The sequence below is a fragment of the Nitrospirae bacterium CG2_30_53_67 genome (genome assembly GCA_001873285.1).
Classification (GTDB): domain Bacteria; phylum CG2-30-53-67; class CG2-30-53-67; order CG2-30-53-67; family CG2-30-53-67; genus CG2-30-53-67.
This window is the reverse complement of record MNYV01000181.1, coordinates 1-21,315: the sequence shown is the minus strand read 5'-3', so window position 1 is coordinate 21,315 and position 21,315 is coordinate 1. Positions and strand designations below refer to the sequence as shown.

Below are 21,315 nucleotides of genomic sequence, written 5' to 3'. Positions count from 1 at the left end.
GCGATGGCCAGTTTTTAAATTCCCGTTATTTTCTACCCCAACCCCCTCCTGAACCTTTCAAATAGCCAGTCCAGGAAAAATTTAGCGAAGTCTGGGTCGTCGGTGACACGTTTATAAAACTTGAAGTTTGTGTCGAGCATATCCAGCTCTGGCCTCAGATTGGCGCCATCGGGATTGGGCCGGACCGTGAACTTGCCCAAACGGGCTTCGAATTCAAGTAAAGCATTTGCAACGATAAGATGACGCCTGGCCCTTTGATTGCTCGGCGTCTGCCAAGTCAACAACCCGATCCCGATAACCAGCTCATACTCTTCACCGAGTCTGAGTTGTTCCTGATGTATGGCAAAAAGAGTCGAATAAACCCGGTGGATCTTTTCCCATTTGTTGTGCTGTTCAGCCCACGGGAGCCATTTCTGTTCAACATACTTTTCCCAGGCTTCTGCCACTTCGGGGTGGTCGTCCAGACTAACTGTTTGATTTATGATCTGGGGCTGATCTGATCCTTCCTTCCATTCAGGATTTTTCACTTGTATTGTAATCGTGCTCAGGAGATCAGGCAGGTCTTTGGTGTTTCGAATGGTATTTCTATCTATCCAATCGCAACAGATTTCAGGGGAGATCGGGAGTTCCGGTTCATGGGATGTCTGAACCTCAACCCAAACATCCTGATCGTACTCTTCATCCGGCCCCCAAGCCTGAGCGAAACAGCCTTTCTCTCTTGGAATCTCGTGTATCCAAAGTATCTGAAAATACTCGACCACATCTCTAACAATCTTCGCACGCAAAGAAGCGAGTCTTGTCAGATAGTCCAAGAGACGGATTGGTTTGGCTTCATTCCCGGGCATGTTCGCTGTCTCTTCTGAACTGCCAACGTGTCAGGCCTTGAACCGTAAATTATGGGAGACACTTTCACATTGAAACGAATCTCTCAAAAAACCTCTCGAGCATACTATCTGCGAATGACAGCCGACCTCTATTCCACTGTGTCCCAGTGAAATATTCGACGATTTTATCACATCCATCCCCATCCATTCAGAGGACCCCGTTATAAACTGAGTTTCTAACGGGGGCGTGCTGATTTGTATTGGGGTCTGCTCTCTTTGGCATGGTCTCCCCACAATCCGGAAGCCGGTCACGAGTTCCGTGACGGCATCACATCCACCAGCACGGCCTGGATGGAGCGGGTCCCATTGTAGTCATTGTATCGGAGATGATAAAGGAGATCCACAGGCGGCTCGGAGCTCATGGAATCCAAAAGATCCTTCATCCTGAATCCGATGACGGTCATGGTCCCCTGCCGGGACGGGATCCGGAACCTCAGGTGCTCCTCTCCCACCAGCCGGAGGTCGTTGATCCGCACGTTCCGTGAAACAAAGATCGGTTCGGGATTCCCCATACCAAAAGGTTTCAGCCTCGAAAGACCCTGGAGCAGGCCGTCTGATATATGATCCGGATCACAGATCGCATCCACTTTGATCGTCGGGATCAGATCCTCTTCCTTCAAATGGTCTTCTGCATACCGATTGATTCTCTCTCTGAATCCTTGAATACGCTCCCAGTCCATGGTCAGCCCTGCGGCGAGGCTGTGGCCGCCGAATCCCGAAAGGTCCTCCCGGCATGCATCCAAGGCCTTGTACAGGGAAAATCCGGGAATGCTTCGCCCCGATCCAGTGCCTCTCCCGTTCTTCATGGTAATCAGGATGGTCGGCCGGTAAAACCGCTCTACGATACGCGAAGCCACGATGCCGATGACACCGGCATGCCAATCCTCGTCATGGAGTACGATCACCTTGTCGGATCTCCCCTCCCCCTCTATCCTCGGGAGCGCCGAATCCCAGATCTCTTTCTCGATCTCCTGTCTCTTGATGTTCTCCTGATTCAGGATCAGGGCCGCGGCTTCCGCTTCCTTTTCGTCTGAAGAGGTCAAGAGTTTCATAGCGGTCCCGGCGTCTCCGATGCGCCCTGCCGCGTTGATCCTCGGGGCCAGGACAAACCCGACCTGGCCCGGAGTCACCATGGAGCCGTTCAACCCGGAGACGCGCATCAGGGCACGAATCCCCTTGTTTTTGCTCCGGGCAATCTTTTCAAGACCGTGTCTGACCAGGATCCGGTTCTCGCCTGTCAGGGGGGCCACATCCCCGATGGTTCCGATGGCCACAAGGTCAAGGTAATCGCTGAGGTTCGGCAGGACGATCTCACGGGCAAGGGGGCCCTGCCGAAGCCGGGCACGCAACGCAACCATGAGGGCAAAAGCCAGCCCCACACCTGCAAGATTGGTGAAGTCGGATCCTGCCGTTCCCGATAAGCTCCATGGATGAGAAGAGGAACCCGTCGAAGCGGATGATGAATCCTCGACAGCCGGTCTTCCGGATACTTTTGGGTTGATGATAAACTTCGTCTCCGGCAATTTAATCGTGGGTTCATGGTGGTCGGTGATGATGACTTCCATGCCCAAGGAGCGTGCAAGGGCGACCTCATCATTGGCAGAGATGCCGTTGTCCACCGTGATCAGAAGATCGGCGCCCGCGTTTCTGATCTCCCGGACGGCCTCTGCGTGAAGACCGTATCCATGTTTCATCCGGTTCGGGACAAAATAAGAGACATCCGCGCCGAAGCGCGCAAGAAGGAGAAACATCAGGGCGGCGGCTGTGACGCCGTCCACATCATAATCCCCGTAGATGCATATCTTCTCATGATTCCTGAGGGCTTCTATGATCCGGTCTGCCGCCGGAATGATACCGGGGATGTCCGATGGATTGTTGAGTTGTCTGAGGCTTCCCTTAAGAAAGATCTCACCTTGCTCTCTTGTGCGGATTCCGCGCAGAAACAAGATACCTGCAATGACCGGATCGATTCCGAGGGCCTCGGAGAGTTCCCTCGTCTTCCCCTCATCCGGTTCCCGGATCAGCCAACGTTTTCCTGTTAATGAGAGCGCCGCCACTGCCTGCATCCGTCATTGAAGCTTCCCGCAGAACACTGCATGGAATCTTCGAAATGTAAGGTAGACTCCGTTTGATATTCGCTCGCTATGCATTTTCAAACTTGTCCTCGAATGATTTTATCGGGGAACAGCATGGTGATTGCATAGGATGGCTGTAAAGCTTATCACAAGGATGTTCAAGCCTCCACCATAATTAAAAATTTTTAATATTAGAATATGTAGTGTTTTTGTCTGTCCCGCCCAATTTGGCGGTTTATAGCATATCACTTTGATTTTATTTATTTCTATGAATTTCCAATCAAAAATGATGAGACATTTTGTCACAATATTTTTCAATGCTTCTCATTTTTGATATTACACCCAAGTTCCATATTATCTTTATTTTTCAATGCGTTACTATATTGAATCAAGGAAATACTTAAATTGGCATGTTTATTGCTATAAAAAATAATCATTAAAACATTGAATCGGTTAGGAGAGAAATTATGGCGCAAGAGACCAAAAAGATCTCGATCATTTTATCCTCGGATCATCATGAAAAGGTTCAATTGGCAGGGATGATCAGTTCAGTGGCTGCCGTGACTGGAATCGAGGTTCTGGTTTTTGTATCCATGGGAGCGATCAAAAAATTCAAGAAGGGAATCTCGGACGATGAAAAATTTTCCGGCGGCGATTTCTCAAAGGTCCTTCGTGAGAAAAAGGTTCCGCCTTATCTGGATCTCTTCCGGCAGGGAAAAGAATTCGGCGGCGTCAGGATGTTCGCCTGCCCCATGGCCATGGAAGTCCTCGGATGGACCAAAGACGATCTGGAAGACAATCTGTTTGACGAGGTTGCAGGCATGACCAAGTTTTTGATCGAAGCGGATGGAAGTCAACTGCTTCATTTGTAATCTACCATATATATAAGGAGGGAAAAACATGCTGGATCTCAGAATATCCAAAACCATTGATGCAAGAGGCGCCTTCTGCCCCGGCCCCCTGATGGAACTGATCGGCAGCATGAAGACGGAACCGGTCGGATCGGTCATCGAGGTTCTTTCTTCAGACAACGGGTCTGCAAAGGATATCCCGGAATGGATCAGGAAGGTCGGACACGAGTACATTGGGACCGAACAGAATGATGGTTTCTGGAGCATCGTGGTCAAGAAAAACAAATAATCAGCGCCCGTCCATTCCGTATGGACCCGTAAAGTGAGAAAGTTTTATGTTGGAACAGACCCTTTATAAAATTAATAAAAATGATTATCAGAGACCTTGGTGCGTTACGGACCGCAGAAGCAGAGAGGACCGTAGAAACCAGGCTGAGATCATGGTTCACAAGACCCTGGATGCACGGGGGTCCTACTGTCCGGGGCCGCTCATGGAACTGATCTTTACCATGAAGAACGAACCGGTCGGAACCGTGATTGAGGTCCTTTCCTCAGACCCGGGCTCCAAGAAGGAGATTCCTTACTGGGCCTCAAGAACCGGGCAGGTGCACATCGGCACCCGTGAAATAGACGGCTGCTGGAGCATCGTGGTTAAAAAGATTAAATAACCATTCTTGAAGGCCGAGGGGATCAGGCCTGAGAGAATAAACCACCGAACCGGATTCGGTCTGCTTTGCAGTAGGCATTCGCATCACCAAAACATGGATCAAGGCATGGATCCAGCCCCTGGCGCTTATCAGGGTGGGAAAGTGGGATATTTTTGACCTGCTCTCCGGGCACATCCCGGGCAGGGATGGATAACAGACAAATGAGAGGTGCATCATGGGAAAAAGAATCTTGATCTTGGGAGGAGGAACAGGAGGAACCATCGTCGCCAACCTTGTCGCGCGCGGCCTCAGGACGGAGATGAGGCGGGGCGATGTCACCGTCAACATGCTGAGCGCATCGGACAAGCACGTCTACCAGCCGGCTTTTCTCTACGTAGCCTTCGGCAGGATGCAGGATGAAGAGTTCATCCGGGATCAAAAAAGCCTGCTGGATCCGCTCATCAACTTCTATGTCGACCCCGCAGTGAAGATCGACACGAAGAAACAAACAGTCCTGGCAAAAAGCGGCAAGGCATATCCTTATGATTATCTGGTCATCGCCACCGGATCCCGGATCGTTCCCGAAGAGATCCCGGGCATGAAAGAGGGGGCCCACTGGTTCTATGATCTTGAAGGAGCCAAGAAGCTGCGTACCGCCCTCAAGGCCTTCCAGGGCGGGAGAATTGTCATAGCCGTGGGCGTTCCTCACAAGTGCCCCGTGGCCCCGTTGGAGATGACCTTCATGCTCGATGACCTCTTCTCCCAAAACGGACTGAAGAACAAGTACGAGATCTATTATACGTATCCCATCGGCCGGGTGCATGCCATGGAGCCGGTCGCCCATTGGGCGGTCAAGGCCTTTGAACAGCGTGGAATCAAGTATGAAACCTTCTTCAACATGAAAAAGATCGACCCGGTAAAGAAGCAGATCGAGAGCGAGGAAGGTTCGGTTGTAGATTATGATCTCCTGATTGCCGTACCGCCGCACAAGGGCCAGCCGGTCATAGAGGAATCCAACCTCGGACCATCAGGGTGGATCCCCACCAACAAAAAGAGCCTGCAGATGGATGGGAAGGAAAACATCTTCGTCGTCGGTGACACCACCAACATCCCGATCAGCAAGGCCGGATCCACAGCCCACTTCGAAGCGGATACGGTGGCTGAATCCCTGATCTGCCAGATCAAGGAAGGGTGCCCTGGCCGGGAATACGACGGCAAGGTATTCTGCTTCGTGGAAAGCGGCATGGAAAAAGGAACCTATGTCTGGTTCAACTACAATACCCCCCCCAATCCAGGCGAACCCTCACAGATGATCCACTGGTTCAAGCTGGCCTATAACCGGCTCTACTGGCTGAGCGCCCGAGGCATTCTTTAAAAGGAGGGAACAGGATGATCAAAACAAACGGGAACATCAATGCGCTCATGGAACATCTGGAACGTCCTGAAATCTCTTCCCATGTTCAGGAACTTCTGGGACAGGCCGCTACTCTAAGCGAAGTCACCAGGACCATCGGGGCCTATCAGGACTCCCAGACCGATCCCATGATCGAACGGATGGCCTCCATCCTGGAGCCGATCGGTGCGCTGGCCAGTGAAATCGCCAAGCCCGAGGTCTTTGATGCGATCAGGACCTCCATTTCCAAGATCACCGAACTCCACAGCAGCGGGGCATTGGACGCCCTGACCCAGATGGCCTCCTTTGCCGCAGCGGCCAAGAATTCCATGACCGACACCCTTCTTGAGCGGTCCTCGGACACTATGGGAAAACTGATCGAGATCGGTGACGAGGTTGTAAAAGCCGACGTCATCCGGGTCATGCCGGCGCTTCAGGAACTGATCAACTCCGGAAGCCTTGAGATTCTCACCCAGATGGCCACCTTCATGGGTTCCGCCACCCATGCCTTTACAGACAGCATTGTGGAACGAATGCTTTCCATGTTTGAAAACTTCGTAAGCAGGATCATGAATCCGCAGGTACAGGAACTGATCGGAGCCATGGTGGAAGGTGTTCAGGAGACCATGTCAGACATGAAGGAAGAGCCTTACAAGAAAGGGATTATAGGACTTCTTAAAACCGCCCGGGACCCCGAAGTGCAAAAAAGTCTCCATTTCGTCATGAATTTTGCTAAAAATTTTCACAAGAGTTTAACTTCCGAAGGCGGGCCGAAGCTGTAACGATCATCCAATGAGATTCATGTCATCGGGAACTGCCATGACGGCACGCAGACCGGCGACCGGGCCAACCACCGCTTCCCCTCCGGAGTCTGGAACCTCTGGGTCTACAACAAGACCAAGGCCCGGTTTGAAAAGATCATGATTTATGATTTTGTCTCTTCTCCGATCCGTTCAATAATGTGATCGATCTCCTCGTCGGTCTCCCGGAGCATGCCGACCGGCTTTTTCTCGAGATCCAGTTCCTCGGCGACCTCCTGGATCAGATCCTCGCCAACGACTTTCTTTTTGACGAGAAAACCTTCGAACAAGGCATTGTCACAGATGGTATTGATCAGGCGCGGGATCCCATGGGAGTGTTCGTAAATGGAACGATAGGCCTCGGGAGTGAAGAGGTCCGTCTCACACCCGACAATGCTCAGGCGGTGCCGGATATACGCTTCGGTGGCATCGGCGTCCAAAGATTTAAGCTTGTACTTGACGGCCACCCTTTGCTGCAGGGGAGGATCCAGGGCCAGGCAGTCATTCAGGCCTGACATCCCGAAGAAGATCAGAGAGAGAAGTTTCCCATCCGTGTTCTCGATGTTGAGAAGGCCCCGGAACTCTTCCATCAGGTCCCGGCTGTTCAGCATCTGCGCCTCGTCGATCAGGACCACGGGCTTTTTCCCTGCTTCATGGATCTGCACAAGACGCTGGTAAAGCTGACTGATGATCTCCATCTTGGTATCCGCTACGTCCTTGACGCCGAGCTGGACCGATATTTTTTTCAGAAGCCATTCCGCCGTGACAGACGAATGAATGATGATGAGCAGGGCGGATTCATACTCCTCTTCAGGGAGTTCGTCCAGCATTCTCCTCGCGAGGGTGGTCTTCCCTGTGCCGATGTCACCGATGAGGACTGCGAGGCCTTTCATGGAATCCACGGCATATTTCAGGCGGAGCAGGGCATGAGAGTGCTGCTCGCTGTTGAAGTAGAACCTGTTGTCGGGCGCATTAGAGAAGGGTTGTCCCTTGATCCCGTAAAACTCCAGCAAACTCATCTCTTTTTATGTTTCTCCCTGGTATGAGGGTCTCAAACCTGGTCCCATGACTTAAAGGTAAGAGACTTTGTTTTTCTTATCCCGGAACTTTTTCTTGACGAGGGGCCTGTCATCGGTCTTGACGCCGAAGGCCTTCAGTTTCGCCTGCAAATCCCGGTAGCCGGGATTGTTTTCATGGATATCCAGCAGCTCCTTGACGGCCCTCTCCTTGTTTCCCAGAAGTTCGGAAACCTTCGCGATTTCATACCGGATGCTGTTGTATTCTTCATCGCTGCGGCCCTGAACCGTGAGGCCTCTCTCCAGTTCCGCAAGGGCTTTATGGAATTCTCCCTTCTGGGTATAACAGAGACCGATCATGGTCAGACAATCCATGAGGCGCCCGGAATCTCGGGATGCGATGGAAAATTCCTCACAGGCTTCATCAATCAGCCCCATTTCCATGTAGGCGATTCCGAGGTTGTAGTGCGTCTCATGATCTTCATCACCGAGTTCTCTCTGAACCCCCTCCCGGAACTCGTTGAAGATATCCATGACATCATGATCACCAAACACCTCCCCGGTGGAAGCGAGTGAATCTTCAACCTCCCTGCGGAGTTCGGAGCTGAAATCCAGCATGTCATCCGCGTCGCCGGATGATGCTCCGGTCCCATGGTCCTCCCCGGACAGTGTACCGTCGACTTCCTGGCGGAGCGCCTCGGCGAAGCTATTGAAGTCATCAACCATTGGAGACGGCGCCTCTTCTCCCGGGATCCCCGTCTTGATCGAGGTCAGGTCGTCTTCCGCCGATCCCGTGGGAACGGGTGTTTTGCCGCCGAACTCCAGGGCGACTTCCGAGAACATCTTGGACATCTCATCCGGGGCAGGACTTTCCTTATCCCCATTCCCTGAGATCTCCTTGAGTTTCCCGGCGACGTCTGTACGATCCGGGTGGAGATTCAGAATTTTTTCATAGACAGCACGCGCCTCGTCTATCATGCCGTTCTGAAGATAAAAGTCAGCCTCATCAAGGAGATCGTCTATGGGCTCCGCATCCCCTGCTTTCTCCTTCGGGGCGTCCGCCTCTTCCTGACCCGGACCGGCCCCGGCTTTTCCCTTGTCATCAAATTCAAATTCAAAGCTCTCCGCCTCCCTGGGCGCTTCCGCTTCATCCGTGGCGTTGGATGAGAGGGCCATGGGCCCCTCTTTGAGACTTCTCACTGCATCCTCGTTTCCAGGATCGAGAACCAGGATTTCGTTGAGGGCCTCTTCAGACTTTTTGTGTTCACCCTGCGCCAGATACAGTTTTGCAAGGATCATCAAGGTGTTGATCTGCTCCTGGATATTCCCCTGTTCAATGAAGATCTGAAGAAGTCTTTCATGCGTAGGGATATGTTTGGGGGCCGACTCAAGATTCTTCTCGAGGTGAACGATGGCCTTCTTCATATGTCCGTATTTCATGTAGACGTCGGCTTCGGTGATGTTATCCGTCAGGAAGGTTTCCTGATCCTCACCGCTCTCCTTGATCACCTCGATCTCATCACCGGCGTCTCCTGAAGACGCAGGCGCCTCCGCTGGGGCCTCCGTGCCTAAGACTTCGGGCTCGTTGATGCCGGCCGCAAAGGTTTCGATCTCCATCTTATCATCGATGGCATAGACGTTCTCCTCTTCGGCCGTTTCGGCGCCGCCTTCCGATGCCGGGCTGATCACCGTCCCGTCGAATTCTATGGCGCCGCCGGGAGAGACGTCTCTGTTCATGCCCTTGAGCAGGGCCTTCGTCTCAATATCCTCCGGAATCATGCACATGACTTTCTCGTAGATGTTCCTAGCCTCCTCTTGATGACCCGATGAGGCATAAATCCTTCCCATCTCCTTGTATTGCTGGATGAGATCCTGATCCCGTTTCATCTTCTTCAGGAGATCCACCATTTGCTGACGCACCTTCAGGTGGTCGGGATCATGATCTATGACCTGCTGGTACAACCGGCATAGCTCTTCAAAACGGTTGGACGCCAGATATTTTTCGGCAATCTCATTTAAAACATCCAATGCCTGATCCGTCTCACCGGCGGCCAGGAGATGGCGGAAAATCTTCAGGAGGACAAATTCAGTGACGGCGCTCCTGTCGATCTTTCTGAGGGCGTCGATCCCTTCCTTGGCATGACCTTTCCGGATGAGGATTTCAGCATTGTACACAGCGGTTTCGGAATCCTGTTCGCCGCGTTCTTCCAGCTGTTTCGCGCAGACCGATGCCTCGTCCACTCGGTTTTGAGCCAGATGGATCTGGACCATGTATTTCAGGTTCGCGCCGGGTGAACCGAGGCTCCCCTCCAGCTTCTTGCAGAGTTTCTCCGCTTCGTCATACCTCGACTCTTCAAGAAGCGCTCCGATCACCTCTCCATAGATCTTGGACCCTTCCTGCGCCATCTCCTCTTTTAGATAGAGTTCGGCGAGGCTCACCTTAACCTTGAGATTCTTGGGGTCCATATCCACGATCTTCTGGTAGGCCTCAAGGGCTTTATCATGCGACCCGGTCCGGATATGGTATTCGGCAATGGCGAGGTAGCACTCCTTGGCGTTGGCCACCATACCACGCTCTTTATGCAGATGGGCCATGGACATCATGGAGTCCAGATCGTTGGGGTCGATCTTCAAGACCTTTTTATTGACGGCGATGGCCTTGAGAGCGAATCCGGAATCCGTGTAGCTCTTGCACGCTTTTCGGTAGGACTCGATGGCCTTATCCTTCAGGTTTCCCTTCAGATAAAGGTCACCGATGGTATTGTAGATGTTGGCATCCTCAGCCTTGTTCTTCAGAAGACTTGCCCATTCGGCCACGGCATTTTCAATCTGGCCTTTTTGCGCATATTTCTGTGCCTTCTGGATCACCTTATTTTTCTGTTTTTCTTCCTTGTTCTTACCGCTGCCGAACAAACCCATGAAACACCCTTTATACCCCTGCCTTGTCTCTCCGATGGTCACAAATCAGGACAAATGTGAAAACGAATATTTTTAAATGGATCAGATGGGCAAAAAGATCGAACCGGCTTAAAACTTCTTTAAAATCAAAGAATTATGAATCCAACTGCCCCGTATCACCTTATAAAAAGAATATCATGCTACTCCTTTTTGTGTCAAGGACGATTCTGTTCAGGTTTTTCGCCTAAAAGTTTGTATTTTCCATACAAATTCCAGCTATCTCTTCCATATCGGGCATCAACCAGTTCATAGGCTGAGCGCCTCTCTTCCCGGGTGATCCTTGTCTTTTGGAAATGAATGCCGTAGGCGTTGATAAACCCCTGCAAGAGCGCCTGTTTAACCCGGTCCACAGGGCAATCCCCCCGTAAGATCTCTGTCAAAGAGGTCATGGGATACTCATCCTCCCGGTACCCGCCCGAATCCATCCGATCCGGACGCTTTCGGAACAATTCACTGAACGCTCTGAAGCGCAGGGTCGAAATCAGAATGGATCCCTCCTGGAGGATCCCGTACGGCGTCCGTTTCTGCGCGCTCCCCACGATCTTTTTCCCGCCGGCCGTCATCTCATACCAGGAGGAAGAGGCAAAACAGTTGGGCGACTTGAGAGCCCGGCCCCTCCGCCCTTCCTTCATATCCTTGAGGGCGGCCAGCTCGGGTTCAACCCCGAGTTCCCTGAGTCCGAGAAGAAGTCCCCGGCTGAGATATCTGTAACTATCCAGCAAACCCCTTGGCAGCGACGGGTACGACCCGGGAAGGATCATACTGTACGTCAATTCGTGGTCGTGGAACACGGCCCGCCCGCCCGTAAGGCGTCTAACCAGGGGCAAGCCGCGTTCCTTACAAAGGGTGAGATCGAAGTCATCCATCACGTTCTGGAAATATCCCACGGAAATGGACGGCATGGACCAGGTGTAAACCCTGAGAATGGGAAGGGCATCCGGTCTCCGCATCTTCTTGAGAAGAACCTCGTCCATGGCCATATTGGTGTAAGCATCGGAAGATCCGGTATCATAATAGCGCCATGGAGTTTTGCCTGTTAGATCCATTCTCATTTCTGTTCCTTATTCCATGTTGAATGCTTCTAAAGTTATATCAAAAATTAAAGATCGTATTTTAGATCTTTAATTTTTGATTTTAATTGATCTGCCGGAAAGAGCCGTTCTCCACTCGGATCAAGAAGAGTTCTTTCTCCATATCCCCGGAGGCGTGCACATGGGTCAGGCCGGAGATGCCTGGAAAGTTCTTCTGAGCCAGCAGCCCTTTGCGGATATCCTCCCTGGATTTCCCCCCTCTGTACAGAGTCTGAAGGATCATCTCAGCCGCGTCATAAGCCTGCGCGGAAAAAAGAGTGGGTTCCTCCCCGTATGTCCTGCGGTATCCCTCCACGAATTCTGCGATATCCGTATGCGGACTCTCTGCAAAGAAACCATCGGTGAAGACGGCCCCTTCCACAAAACGTTCGCCACGGCGGATGAGTTCGACGGAGTTCCAGTTGTGGCTCCCCAGAAGCTGTACGGATGAAATATTGTAGTAGGCCAGTTGAGGGGCAATCAACCCCACATCTTCGGCATAACCCGGCAGGTAAACCGCATCAAAACCCGGAAAATAGTTTCTTGACCATTCCTTGATACTGTCCTGATCCTGTGCGAGCATATCGGCGTTCCGGGAAAGCGTCATCTGCAGATCCTTCCGGATCATGCTCTGAATCTGGGGCCTGTAATCCACGGCGCCCCTCTTGTAAGAAATTGAACAGACGACATTCCCTCCAAGGGCCGTGACTTGCTTCACAAAGGAACCGTTGAGTTCCGTTCCATAATAGTCATCCGGATAGAGCACGACAAAGGTATGCAGGCCGAGATTCCTCACGGCGTACTCGGCGATGGCCTTGGCCTGTGCCGAGTTGGTCATGGCATTCCGGAAGATATAGCCGTCGGTTTTTGCAATCTCTTTTGCGGCCGCCGCCGGTGTGATGACCGGCAGATGGGCATTTTCCGCTACCGAGGCGGCCTCCATCACCGAACGGCTCATCAGGGGTCCGATCACGGCAATGACATCCGGATCAGCGGCCAGGTTCTCCATTTCAGCCTTGGCCTTCTCGGGGGTCTCCTCCGAATCCCTGATGACCAGTTCGATCCTTTTCTCAAGAAATGAGGCGTTCAGCCTGTCCACTGAAAATTGAATTCCATGAAGGACCTGATTTGCGATTTCCTTCTGCCTGCCTGAAAGAGGGAGAATGCACCCGATCCGCATGTGAGAAAGTGATGCAAGGCGCGCCCCCTGCTCCATATAGTTCTTTGCTTCACCGAGCAGCGGATGAGCAGGAAACAGGGAATGAAACTTCTCAAAAAACCTGGAAGCCTTGACGGGGTCCCCTCCATCCCATGAGCGCTTCCCCATGACGAAAAGAGAGAGGTCTGCCGGAAATTCTCCGGGTGTCTCACGAATGATCTGCATCAGGGTCTTTTCTTCGACGGCGCTTTGTCCCATGATACGCGCCATCTCTTCATAGAGGCGGCGGGTCTCTTCCTGTCCGTCCGCCATGGAGAGGCTCTTCTTCCACTGGGACAATCCCAGCGAGATATCCCTTCTCTGCATAAAGATCTCCCCTCTCAGCAGGAAGGCCTGAACCCCCACCGCCCGGCTCGGTGATCTTACAAGGAGACCGCGGAGTTCAGCCAGGGAAGCATCCGCATTCCCCTGGTCATAGTGAATCCTGGATATGAGGAGTCTGGCCTGATCCGCCTGGCTGGTATCCGGAAAATCACGGACAACCTGATCCAGTTCCTCCAGGGACCGATTGATCTCTTTCATGGCAAAATAGGCCTCACCCAGTCTCAGGCGGGCTTCAGGGATCCTCGGATCCGCCGGGTCTGATGCGAGAAAGGACTGAAAGGCATGGACGGCATCCTGGTATTGACCGTTTCGGAATGCCGCCTCTGCGTCACTTAAACTTGGGGCCGGAGGCTGCACCGCCGGAACCGGAACCCGGCCTCTTGTACAAGACGCCAGACACAGCAAAAAAGAAATGATAAAAAGAGAGCTAAAACCGTATCTTCGGTTCATTTTTTTCCTTTTCTTGAACAGCCATCGTCGGTCTTGAAGTGTTTGAGCGCAGCACTTGACCCCTGATGTTTTCACCCGCTCTTTTGGAGATGAACCTCAATTTTAATAGTATGTTATAACCTTGATGGCCGAACCCAAAGCGGGCGATGCATCCGGGCTCATCCCGTTGATCTCCGCAATCTCTTTTGCCTTCTTCGGATCCTTGAGAAACTCCATGGCCAGTCCAGAAAAGGTGTCTCCCGGACGGACCTGATGGATCCTGATCCTGGCCAGGGGTATGGCGCCTGCCTCGGATTCCGATAGGGTTTGAATACTCTCTTCGACCCTGCGCCATTCCTCAGTCAACTGACCAGTGGAAACCTCCGGGACCATGCCATAGAGCGCGATCCCGACACGGTCCCGGAGAAGATACTCCCCAAGGATCACCGAACCGGATGCAGCCCGGTACCGTACCATGAGTGTCTCCATCCCGTTCCGCCTGCCCCTGGACAAGAGTTCGCCATGATTCAATTCCATCCCCTGCTCCATACGAAACGCAAAGGAATTCAGATCCACCGCCTCTTTAAGTTCCTCAAGCCTGAATTGCATCCGGTATTTTTTATCCGGGGTCTCCGCCGCCCACGTATCCCGTCCCGTGCGGACCGTCCACCCTTCCGGAACCTCACAGGATACCCGGAAAAAACGGTTCTGATACCGTCGGCCCGCAAGGAGCCCGTCCCTTTCACCGGCGCCGAAGACCATCCCGTTGATCTGTGACAGGTAACGTTCCCTGTTCCTCGTCTTCACGAGCATCTGCGGGTCCAATTCCCGGGCGTGGACCTGAGCCTTCCGGATCCTTTCAGAGGCATACGGATGGGTGCCCGCCAGCCAGTGGCTCACAGGATCGAGCGGGTCTCCCTCGGTCCGCTGTAAAGCGGTCAAAAAACTGACCGAGGCCTCAGGATCATATCCTGTCTTGAACATGTAGTCCTGCCCAAGCCTGTCCGCGCTGAGCTCTTTGCCCCGGCCGTACCCGTTTATGATCCCGGAAGATAGCACATCCGTCAACCGGGAGAATTCACCCCCGCCCTTGACCGCAGCGGAAAGGATCATGGAGGTCAATTGGAGTCCAAAGGCCGCCGTGAGTTGCTGCACGGCATGCCGTTCCGTGACGTGCCCGATCTCATGGCCCATAACACCGGCGAGTTCCGCTTCGCTTCCAAGGTAGGCAAGCATCCCCCGTGTCACGTAGACATACCCTCCCGGAAGCGCAAAGGCGTTGACGGCAGGTGAGTCCACCACCTTAAAATGGTAGGCAATGGAAGGGCGGTGGGAATTCCGGGCAAGCGCTTCACCGATGGAGCTGATATAGTTCTGAAGGGCGGGGTCGGGATAGGCCCCGTATTTCCGCAGGATTTCGGGATCGCTGTTCCTCCCGATCTCGATCTCCTTTTCCTCACTGATCAGTGAGATCTCCTGCCGTCCGGTCACCGGGTTCACCGCGCAGGAGGTTCCTGCAAGAATCACCAGAGCGCCCGCCATGAGAAAGATGCGTTTCAGGATCATTCTGCCCATGGGATCTTCTCCGTGAGCGGCCCTTTTATCATACGAGCAGGGCCCATCAGCCGAATCCTTGATATCTGAAGCCAGGCCGGTTATTCCTTCTTCCGGGTGCGGCGCCTGTAACGTTTCCACCCTGAGAGAAACAGATCGTCTCCATGGATATCATTGGCCACGATCAGAGGGAAGTCTTCGAATATGAGCTGCCGCAACGCCTCGGGTCCGAGTTCAGGATAGGCGAGAACACGGTTCTCTTTGATGTGGTCCGAAAGGAGGGCCGCAACGCCTCCCACAGCGACGAAATAAACAGCCTTGTGGTCAACGAGATTTTTAACCACCTCGCGTGAACGTTGTCCTTTGCCCACCAGTCCTTTAAGCCCCTGATCGAGCAGGATCGGCGTATAGGGATCCATTCGTGAAGCCGTGGTCGGACCTGCAGATCCGATGATCCTCCCCGGAGGCGCCGGCGCAGGACCGACATAATAGATCACCTGGCCTTTGAGGTCAAACGGGAGGGACTCCCCTTTATTCAAGGTTTCGATCATGCGCTTGTGCGCCGCGTCCCTGGCTGCATAAACCACGCCGTTTAAAAGCACCGGGTCCCCGATCTTGAGACGTTCGATATCCTCTTCCCTAAGCGGGGTATGAAGGCGTATGGCTTCGGTCATTCCGTTTCTCCTTGCCTACAAGAGAATCTCTTTATGCCGTGCCGCATGACAATTGATGTTCACGGCAACGGGGAGTGATGCGATGTGACAGGGAAAGGTCTCAATATGCACCGCAAGGGCGGTGACTCTACCCCCAAGCCCCATGGGACCGATGCCGAGTTTGTTGATCTCGTCCAGGAAGGATACCTCAAGGTGTGAAAGCTCCAGCTTGGGGTTGGGGCTCCCTATCGGCCGGGTCAGGGCCTTCTTGGCCAGGATCGCGCATTTCTCGAAATTCCCGCCGATCCCGACCCCCACGATCACCGGCGGGCAAGGGTGCGATCCCGCCTTCTTCACGGTATGGACGACGAACCGCAGCACTCCTTCCATCCCGTCTCCGGGCCTCAGCATGGCGATATCACTCATATTCTCGCTGCCGCCCCCCTTGGGGCAGAAGATGATCTTGAGCCGTTCTCCCGGAGTGAGACTGAAATGGATCACGGCCGGGGTATTGTCTCCGGTATTTTTTCTATTTAATGGATTGGCCGCCATGGAATTGCGGAGAAACCCTGCGGCATAACCTTGTCGTACGCCTTCGTTGATCGCATCCTCCAGAAGCCCGCCTGTCATTCGGACGTCCTGGCCGATCTCCACAAAAAATACCGCAGTCCCGGTATCCTGGCAGAGGGGAAGTTTTGTATCTCGAGCCACACGATGGTTGTCAAGAATCTCCTGCAGGATCTTCCTTCCGACCGGAGACTCTTCTTGGTTTAGGGCCTGTTGAACGGCCTGAGCCACATCCTCGGCAATCACGCAGTTGGCTTCAATGCAGGCTTGACGGACATGCTCCACGATGGTATCAAAGGCAATCTCTTTCATACGGCTCACTCAGGTTCAGGCCCCACGGGGCATGCTTATGTTTTTTGGCGCTTCACTTGACCCCTAAAATCCTGGCCCCCTTGACCCCTTATGTTTTCACCCGCTCTTTTGGAGATGAGCTAATCAATCAGAGTTCCGCATCGAGCTTGAGCAGCGTTTTGCGGACAGCCTCTGCCGAAAGGTTCAAGAGACGCTGCTCTTCATCCGTCAGCCTGATCTCCATAATCTTTTCCGCGCCGCCGGCGCCGAGTTTGACCGGCGCCCCGATAAAGACACCTTGTATCCCGTATTCCCCCATCAGATACACGGAACAGGGAAGGACCTTCTTCTGATCTTTAAGAATGGCCTCGGCCATCTCCGTCACGGCAGAGGAGGGCGCATAAAAGGCGCTCCCCGTCTTGATCAGGTTCACGATCTCGGCGCCGCCGTCCCGGGTCCTCCGGATCATGGCCTCGATGGTCTTTGCAGGGAGAAGTTCAGTGATCGGAATCCCCGCCACGGTTGTATATCTCGGCATGGGGACCATGCTGTCTCCGTGCCCGCCCAGGACCAAGGCGCTGATATTCTCTGCCGAGACGCCGAGTTCCATGGAAATGAAGGCCCTGAAACGGGCGGCATCCAGGACGCCGGCCATGCCGATCACCTTTTCACGGGGGAACCCGCTGGCCTTCTTAGCCACAGAGCACATCACATCCAGAGGATTGGTCACCATGAGAAGGATGGCATCCGGAGACCTCAGGACCGCCTCCTTCACGACCGTGCGGACGATCTTTGCATTGGTCGCGATCAAATCGTCACGGCTCATTCCCGGCTTTCTCGGGATCCCCGCGGTCACGATCACCAGGTCGGAATCCATGGTTTCGCCGTAATCATGAGCGCCGGCAACATGACTGTGAAACCCCTCGATGGGGGCCGACTCCAGAAGATCAAGCCCTTTTCCCTGCGGGATTCCTTCGGCAATATCAATCAGGACGACATCAGCCAGATCCTTTTCTGCAATGCGCTGCGCCGTTGTGGCGCCGACGTTCCCGGCGCCGATGACCGTGACTTTTTTATACAAGGCAAATTCTCCTCTACAGGGGCTTCATGTCGGCGATGATCTCATCCGCGAACTGGGACGTGGAAAGCCGTGTGGCGCCCTCCATCAGCCGTTCCAGGTCATAGGTCACTTTCTTCCGGCGTATGGTCTCCTCTATGGCGGAGACAATCATATCTCCGGCCTCATCCCAACCCAGATGCTCCAGCATCATGACCCCGGAGAGGATCAGGGAGCCCGGATTGACCTTGTCCTGGCCCGCATATTTCGGGGCCGTGCCGTGCGTCGCCTCGAAGACGGCCATGGTATCCCCAAAATTGGCGCCTGGCGCGAGTCCCAGCCCGCCGACCTGAGCGGCGCAGGCATCCGAGAGGTAATCCCCGTTCAGGTTCGGGGTCGCGAGCACGCTGTATTCATCCGTCCGGGTCAGGATCTGCTGGAACATGGCATCGGCGATCCGGTCATTGATCAGGATCTTGCCCGGGGGGAGTTCCCCGCCATGAAGATCTTTTTCCATAATGGTCTGCCTTCCGAACTCCTGGCTCGCCGTTTCATAGCCCCAGTCCCGGAAGGCCCCTTCGGTATATTTCATGATATTCCCTTTGTGCACCAGGGTCACGCTCTTGCGGTTCCTGGTAATGGCATAACGGATGGCCTTGCGAATCAGCCGTTTGCTCCTGGTCTCGCTCATGGGTTTGATCCCGATCCCGGAATCCGGGAGAATAGAGCACCCCATCTCCCGGTTCAGAAAATCAATCACTCTCCCGGCCTCCTCGGAACCCTTGGGCCATTCGATTCCGGCATAGACGTCCTCGGTGTTTTCCCGGAAGATCACCATATCCATCTTGTGCGGTTCCTTGACCGGCGCAGGAACCCCTTCAAAATAGCGGATCGGCCGGACGCAGGCATAGAGGTCCAGCGTCTGCCGCAAGGCGACATTGAGACTTCGGAATCCCCCCCCCACCGGGGTGGTCAACGGCCCTTTGAGGGCCACGGAAAAATACCGGACGGCCTCAAAGGTATCTTGGGGAATCCATTCTCCAAACTTTTTCTGCGCCTTCTCCCCGGCATAGATCTCGTACCAGCAGAGCCTGCGTTCCCCGCTGTAGGCCTTGTCCACGGCTGCGTTCAGCACGCGCTGGGCGGCGCGCATGATGTCGGGCCCGATCCCGTCCCCTTCGATAAAAGGGATCACGGGATGATCCGGAACGTCCAGCCCTGTGCGGCGGACGATGATCCTCACGCCCTCTTCGGGCGGTGTAAACTTTTCAAACTCGACCATTTTTATATTTCTCCTCAGCGGCCCTGCGCCTTGCAGGCCTTAGTGGTCCTATTATTCGCTTTTGATCAAGTCTTCAAAACGCATATCCACGCCGAAAACACCGATAATCTCGTCCTCTTTGTCGAAAATCGGCGTGGAGACGGTGATGGCCAGAACCCCCGTGGCCTTGGAGGTGTAAAGATCGCTCGCGTGGGTCTTGCCGTCCTTCATCGGTTCTATAAACCATGACCGGTCGGAAAAATCCTCTTTCTCGGAAAATATCTGGTATTTGGCCTTGTCGCCGATCTGAGTGATATGACTGGTCACCTTGATCCCGTCGGTATTGGTGATATAAGCAAATTGAATAAATGGATTATCCCCTACCAGTTTCCGCAGCGTCTTTTCCATCCTTGAACGTTTCATGGAACGAAGATCCGGCGTGGCGGCGCTTTTCTCCACAATGCCCTGAGCCATGTCGAGGGCCTTGGCCTTGATCTTGTCCAGGTCTGATACAAAATACTCAGGAAGATGCTTCCTCGCCTGATGCAGGATCTCTTCGTTGGAGATCGCCGTGATGCGTCCCTGTTCGTACTGCTCGCTCACCCATCTGTGGATGCGGGCAATGCCCGGATGGTGCTTGTCCACGGTGCGGCCGCCCGTCTGACGCAGGTGCGTGTTGATCCAGTAGCTGATCCCGGCCACACCGGATTTGTCCGTGATGATCACGCCGAGCGGCCGGTTCAGGAGACTCCGGGTATCGAAGATGTTATAAATCTCCTCGTTCTTGAGCACGCCGTCGGCATGTATACCGGCCTTGGTCACATTGAAATCCTCGCCCACAAAAGGATAATTGGACGGGATTTGATACCCCAGATCATCCTGAAAATAATTAGCGATCTCGGTGATCACCGTGGGATCCACGCCGTTCTGTTTGCCCTTGAGGCTCATGTATTCGATGATCAGCCCTTCAATAGGCGGGTTCCCTGTCCGTTCGCCGAAACCGAGGAGAGTCCCGTTGGCGGCGCAGCAGCCGTACAGCCAGGCCGTCGCCGCATTGGCCAGCACCTTGTGAAAATCATTGTGCCCGTGCCACTCGAGAAGATGAGAAGGGACGCCGCCGTAATGAATCAGCCCGTAGATCAGATCAGCAACCCCTCGGGGAAGGGCCGCCCCCGGATAAGGGACCGCGTACCCCATGGTATCGCAGGCCCGGATCTTGACCGGGATCCCGCTCTCTTCGGATAAACGCATCAGTTCGTTCACAAAGGGGATGACAAATCCGTAGAAGTCCGCACGGGTGATATCCTCGAGATGGCATCTGGGCACGATCCCCGCATCCAGCGAAGCGCGAACCACATCCAGATACTCATTCAGGGCCTGTTTGCGCGTCTTCTTGAGTTTAAGATAGATATGGTAATCCGAACAGGAGACCAGAATCCCGGTCTCCTTGAGGCCGGCCTCCCGGACGAGCTTGAAGTCCTCCTTCTTGGCCCGGATCCACCCGGTGATCTCAGGATACGGGTATCGGCGGTCCATGCACAATTCCAGCGCCTTCCGGTCCTTCTCGCTGTACAGGAAGAACTCGGACTGCCGGATCACTCCGTTCGGCCCCCCAAGACGGTGCATCATATCAAAGATCTTCAGAATCTGTTCAGGGGTGTAGGGGGGCCTCGCCTGCTGTCCATCCCGAAACGTGGTATCGGTAATCCAGAAATCATCCGGAAGCGACATGGGAATCAGCCGGTCGGCAAAGAAGATCTTCGGAACCTCAACGTATGGAAACATATCACGCAATAGATTCGGTTCCTTCACATCCTTGAGTTCAAAGCGGTAATCCGGTGTGATTCTTGAATCAGGCCTTTTTCTCCTCATGGACATTCTCCTCATCTCATATCAAAAAACCGTTTTTAAAACATGACCTCATTTCATCTTCCAAATCACTGGTTTTAAATGAATGAAGAATACTGGGGTTAGGATCCTGCTATCGTTTTATCGGATATGCAATTTTGAAAAGTATAATGAAACCCGGTAATCTTGTCAATGAATAATTCGGGAAAACATCTCCGGAATTTCAGGCGGCATCCATCCTTGTTTTTGCTTGACAAGGTTTCATGAACTGGCTACATTAAAACCTGCAAAAGGATGATTGCAAGGATTTCCTGCCGAAGTGGTGGAACTGGTAGACACGCTGTCTTGAGGGGGCAGTGGGGGAAACCTCGTACGAGTTCGAGTCTCGTCTTCGGCACCATTAAAAAACAACAAGTTA

General features: G+C 53.5%; 17 protein-coding genes and 1 tRNA gene. 6 read left to right on the top strand and 12 right to left on the bottom strand.

From position 1 onward, the window contains the following. Positions 1-32: 32 nt before the first annotated feature. A complete protein-coding gene (locus tag AUK29_11230; GenBank protein ID OIP60638.1) occupies positions 33-845 on the bottom strand; it encodes a hypothetical protein in 813 nt (270 codons plus the stop codon). Between the two features lie 287 nt (positions 846-1,132). After that, entirely contained in the window at positions 1,133-2,950 is a 1,818-nt protein-coding gene (locus AUK29_11225; GenBank protein OIP60637.1) for a hypothetical protein, read from the bottom strand. A gap of 476 nt (positions 2,951-3,426) precedes the next feature. Here AUK29_11225 and AUK29_11220 point away from each other — a divergent pair, with 476 nt between their 5' ends. The 5 genes from AUK29_11220 to AUK29_11200 all read left to right on the top strand — a co-directional run bounded on the left by AUK29_11220 (position 3,427) and on the right by AUK29_11200 (position 6,632). After that, entirely contained in the window at positions 3,427-3,831 is a 405-nt protein-coding gene (locus AUK29_11220; GenBank protein ID OIP60636.1) for a hypothetical protein, read from the top strand. A 28-nt stretch (positions 3,832-3,859) separates the two neighbouring features. Further along, a complete protein-coding gene (locus AUK29_11215) occupies positions 3,860-4,099 on the top strand; it encodes a hypothetical protein (GenBank protein OIP60635.1) in 240 nt (79 codons plus the stop codon). A 151-nt stretch (positions 4,100-4,250) separates the two neighbouring features. Beyond that, positions 4,251-4,478, top strand: coding sequence for a hypothetical protein (locus AUK29_11210; GenBank protein ID OIP60640.1), 228 nt, complete (start codon positions 4,251-4,253; stop codon positions 4,476-4,478). 214 nt (positions 4,479-4,692) lie between these two features. Further along, positions 4,693-5,832, top strand: a complete 1,140-nt coding sequence (locus AUK29_11205; GenBank protein ID OIP60634.1) for a pyridine nucleotide-disulfide oxidoreductase — start codon at positions 4,693-4,695, stop codon at positions 5,830-5,832. Between the two features lie 14 nt (positions 5,833-5,846). Beyond that, complete coding sequence (locus tag AUK29_11200; protein ID OIP60633.1) at positions 5,847-6,632, top strand: hypothetical protein; 786 nt, start codon at positions 5,847-5,849, stop codon at positions 6,630-6,632. 143 nt (positions 6,633-6,775) lie between these two features. Here AUK29_11200 and AUK29_11195 read toward each other — a convergent pair whose 3' ends face one another. From AUK29_11195 to AUK29_11150, 10 genes are all read right to left on the bottom strand, one after another. After that, positions 6,776-7,669, bottom strand: a complete 894-nt coding sequence (locus AUK29_11195) for an AAA family ATPase (protein ID OIP60632.1) — start codon at positions 7,667-7,669, stop codon at positions 6,776-6,778. Between the two features lie 51 nt (positions 7,670-7,720). After that, positions 7,721-10,585 (bottom strand): hypothetical protein, encoded by a 2,865-nt coding sequence (locus tag AUK29_11190; protein ID OIP60631.1) that lies wholly within the window; start codon positions 10,583-10,585, stop codon positions 7,721-7,723. Between the two features lie 194 nt (positions 10,586-10,779). Beyond that, the gene (locus AUK29_11185; GenBank protein ID OIP60639.1) at positions 10,780-11,604 is read right to left on the bottom strand and encodes a hypothetical protein; all 825 of its coding nucleotides are present in this window, start codon (positions 11,602-11,604) and stop codon (positions 10,780-10,782) included. 154 nt (positions 11,605-11,758) lie between these two features. Continuing rightward, positions 11,759-13,687, bottom strand: a complete 1,929-nt coding sequence (locus AUK29_11180; protein OIP60630.1) for a hypothetical protein — start codon at positions 13,685-13,687, stop codon at positions 11,759-11,761. Between the two features lie 102 nt (positions 13,688-13,789). Continuing rightward, entirely contained in the window at positions 13,790-15,361 is a 1,572-nt protein-coding gene (locus tag AUK29_11175) for a hypothetical protein (protein ID OIP60629.1), read from the bottom strand. Beyond that, complete coding sequence (locus AUK29_11170; GenBank protein ID OIP60628.1) at positions 15,322-15,894, bottom strand: fumarate hydratase; 573 nt, start codon at positions 15,892-15,894, stop codon at positions 15,322-15,324. The genes AUK29_11175 and AUK29_11170 overlap by 40 nt, the downstream gene beginning before the upstream one ends. A 15-nt stretch (positions 15,895-15,909) precedes the next feature. Beyond that, complete coding sequence (locus AUK29_11165) at positions 15,910-16,752, bottom strand: fumarate hydratase (protein OIP60627.1); 843 nt, start codon at positions 16,750-16,752, stop codon at positions 15,910-15,912. Between the two features lie 127 nt (positions 16,753-16,879). After that, positions 16,880-17,812 (bottom strand): malate dehydrogenase, encoded by a 933-nt coding sequence (locus AUK29_11160; protein ID OIP60626.1) that lies wholly within the window; start codon positions 17,810-17,812, stop codon positions 16,880-16,882. Between the two features lie 13 nt (positions 17,813-17,825). Continuing rightward, positions 17,826-19,070, bottom strand: coding sequence for an isocitrate dehydrogenase (NADP(+)) (locus tag AUK29_11155; protein OIP60625.1), 1,245 nt, complete (start codon positions 19,068-19,070; stop codon positions 17,826-17,828). Between the two features lie 51 nt (positions 19,071-19,121). Continuing rightward, positions 19,122-20,921, bottom strand: a complete 1,800-nt coding sequence (locus tag AUK29_11150; protein ID OIP60624.1) for a histone-lysine N-methyltransferase — start codon at positions 20,919-20,921, stop codon at positions 19,122-19,124. 289 nt (positions 20,922-21,210) lie between these two features. Between AUK29_11150 and AUK29_11145 the strand changes: the two genes are divergently transcribed. Then, a tRNA-Leu gene (locus AUK29_11145) sits at positions 21,211-21,297 on the top strand. Positions 21,298-21,315: the final 18 nt, after the last annotated feature.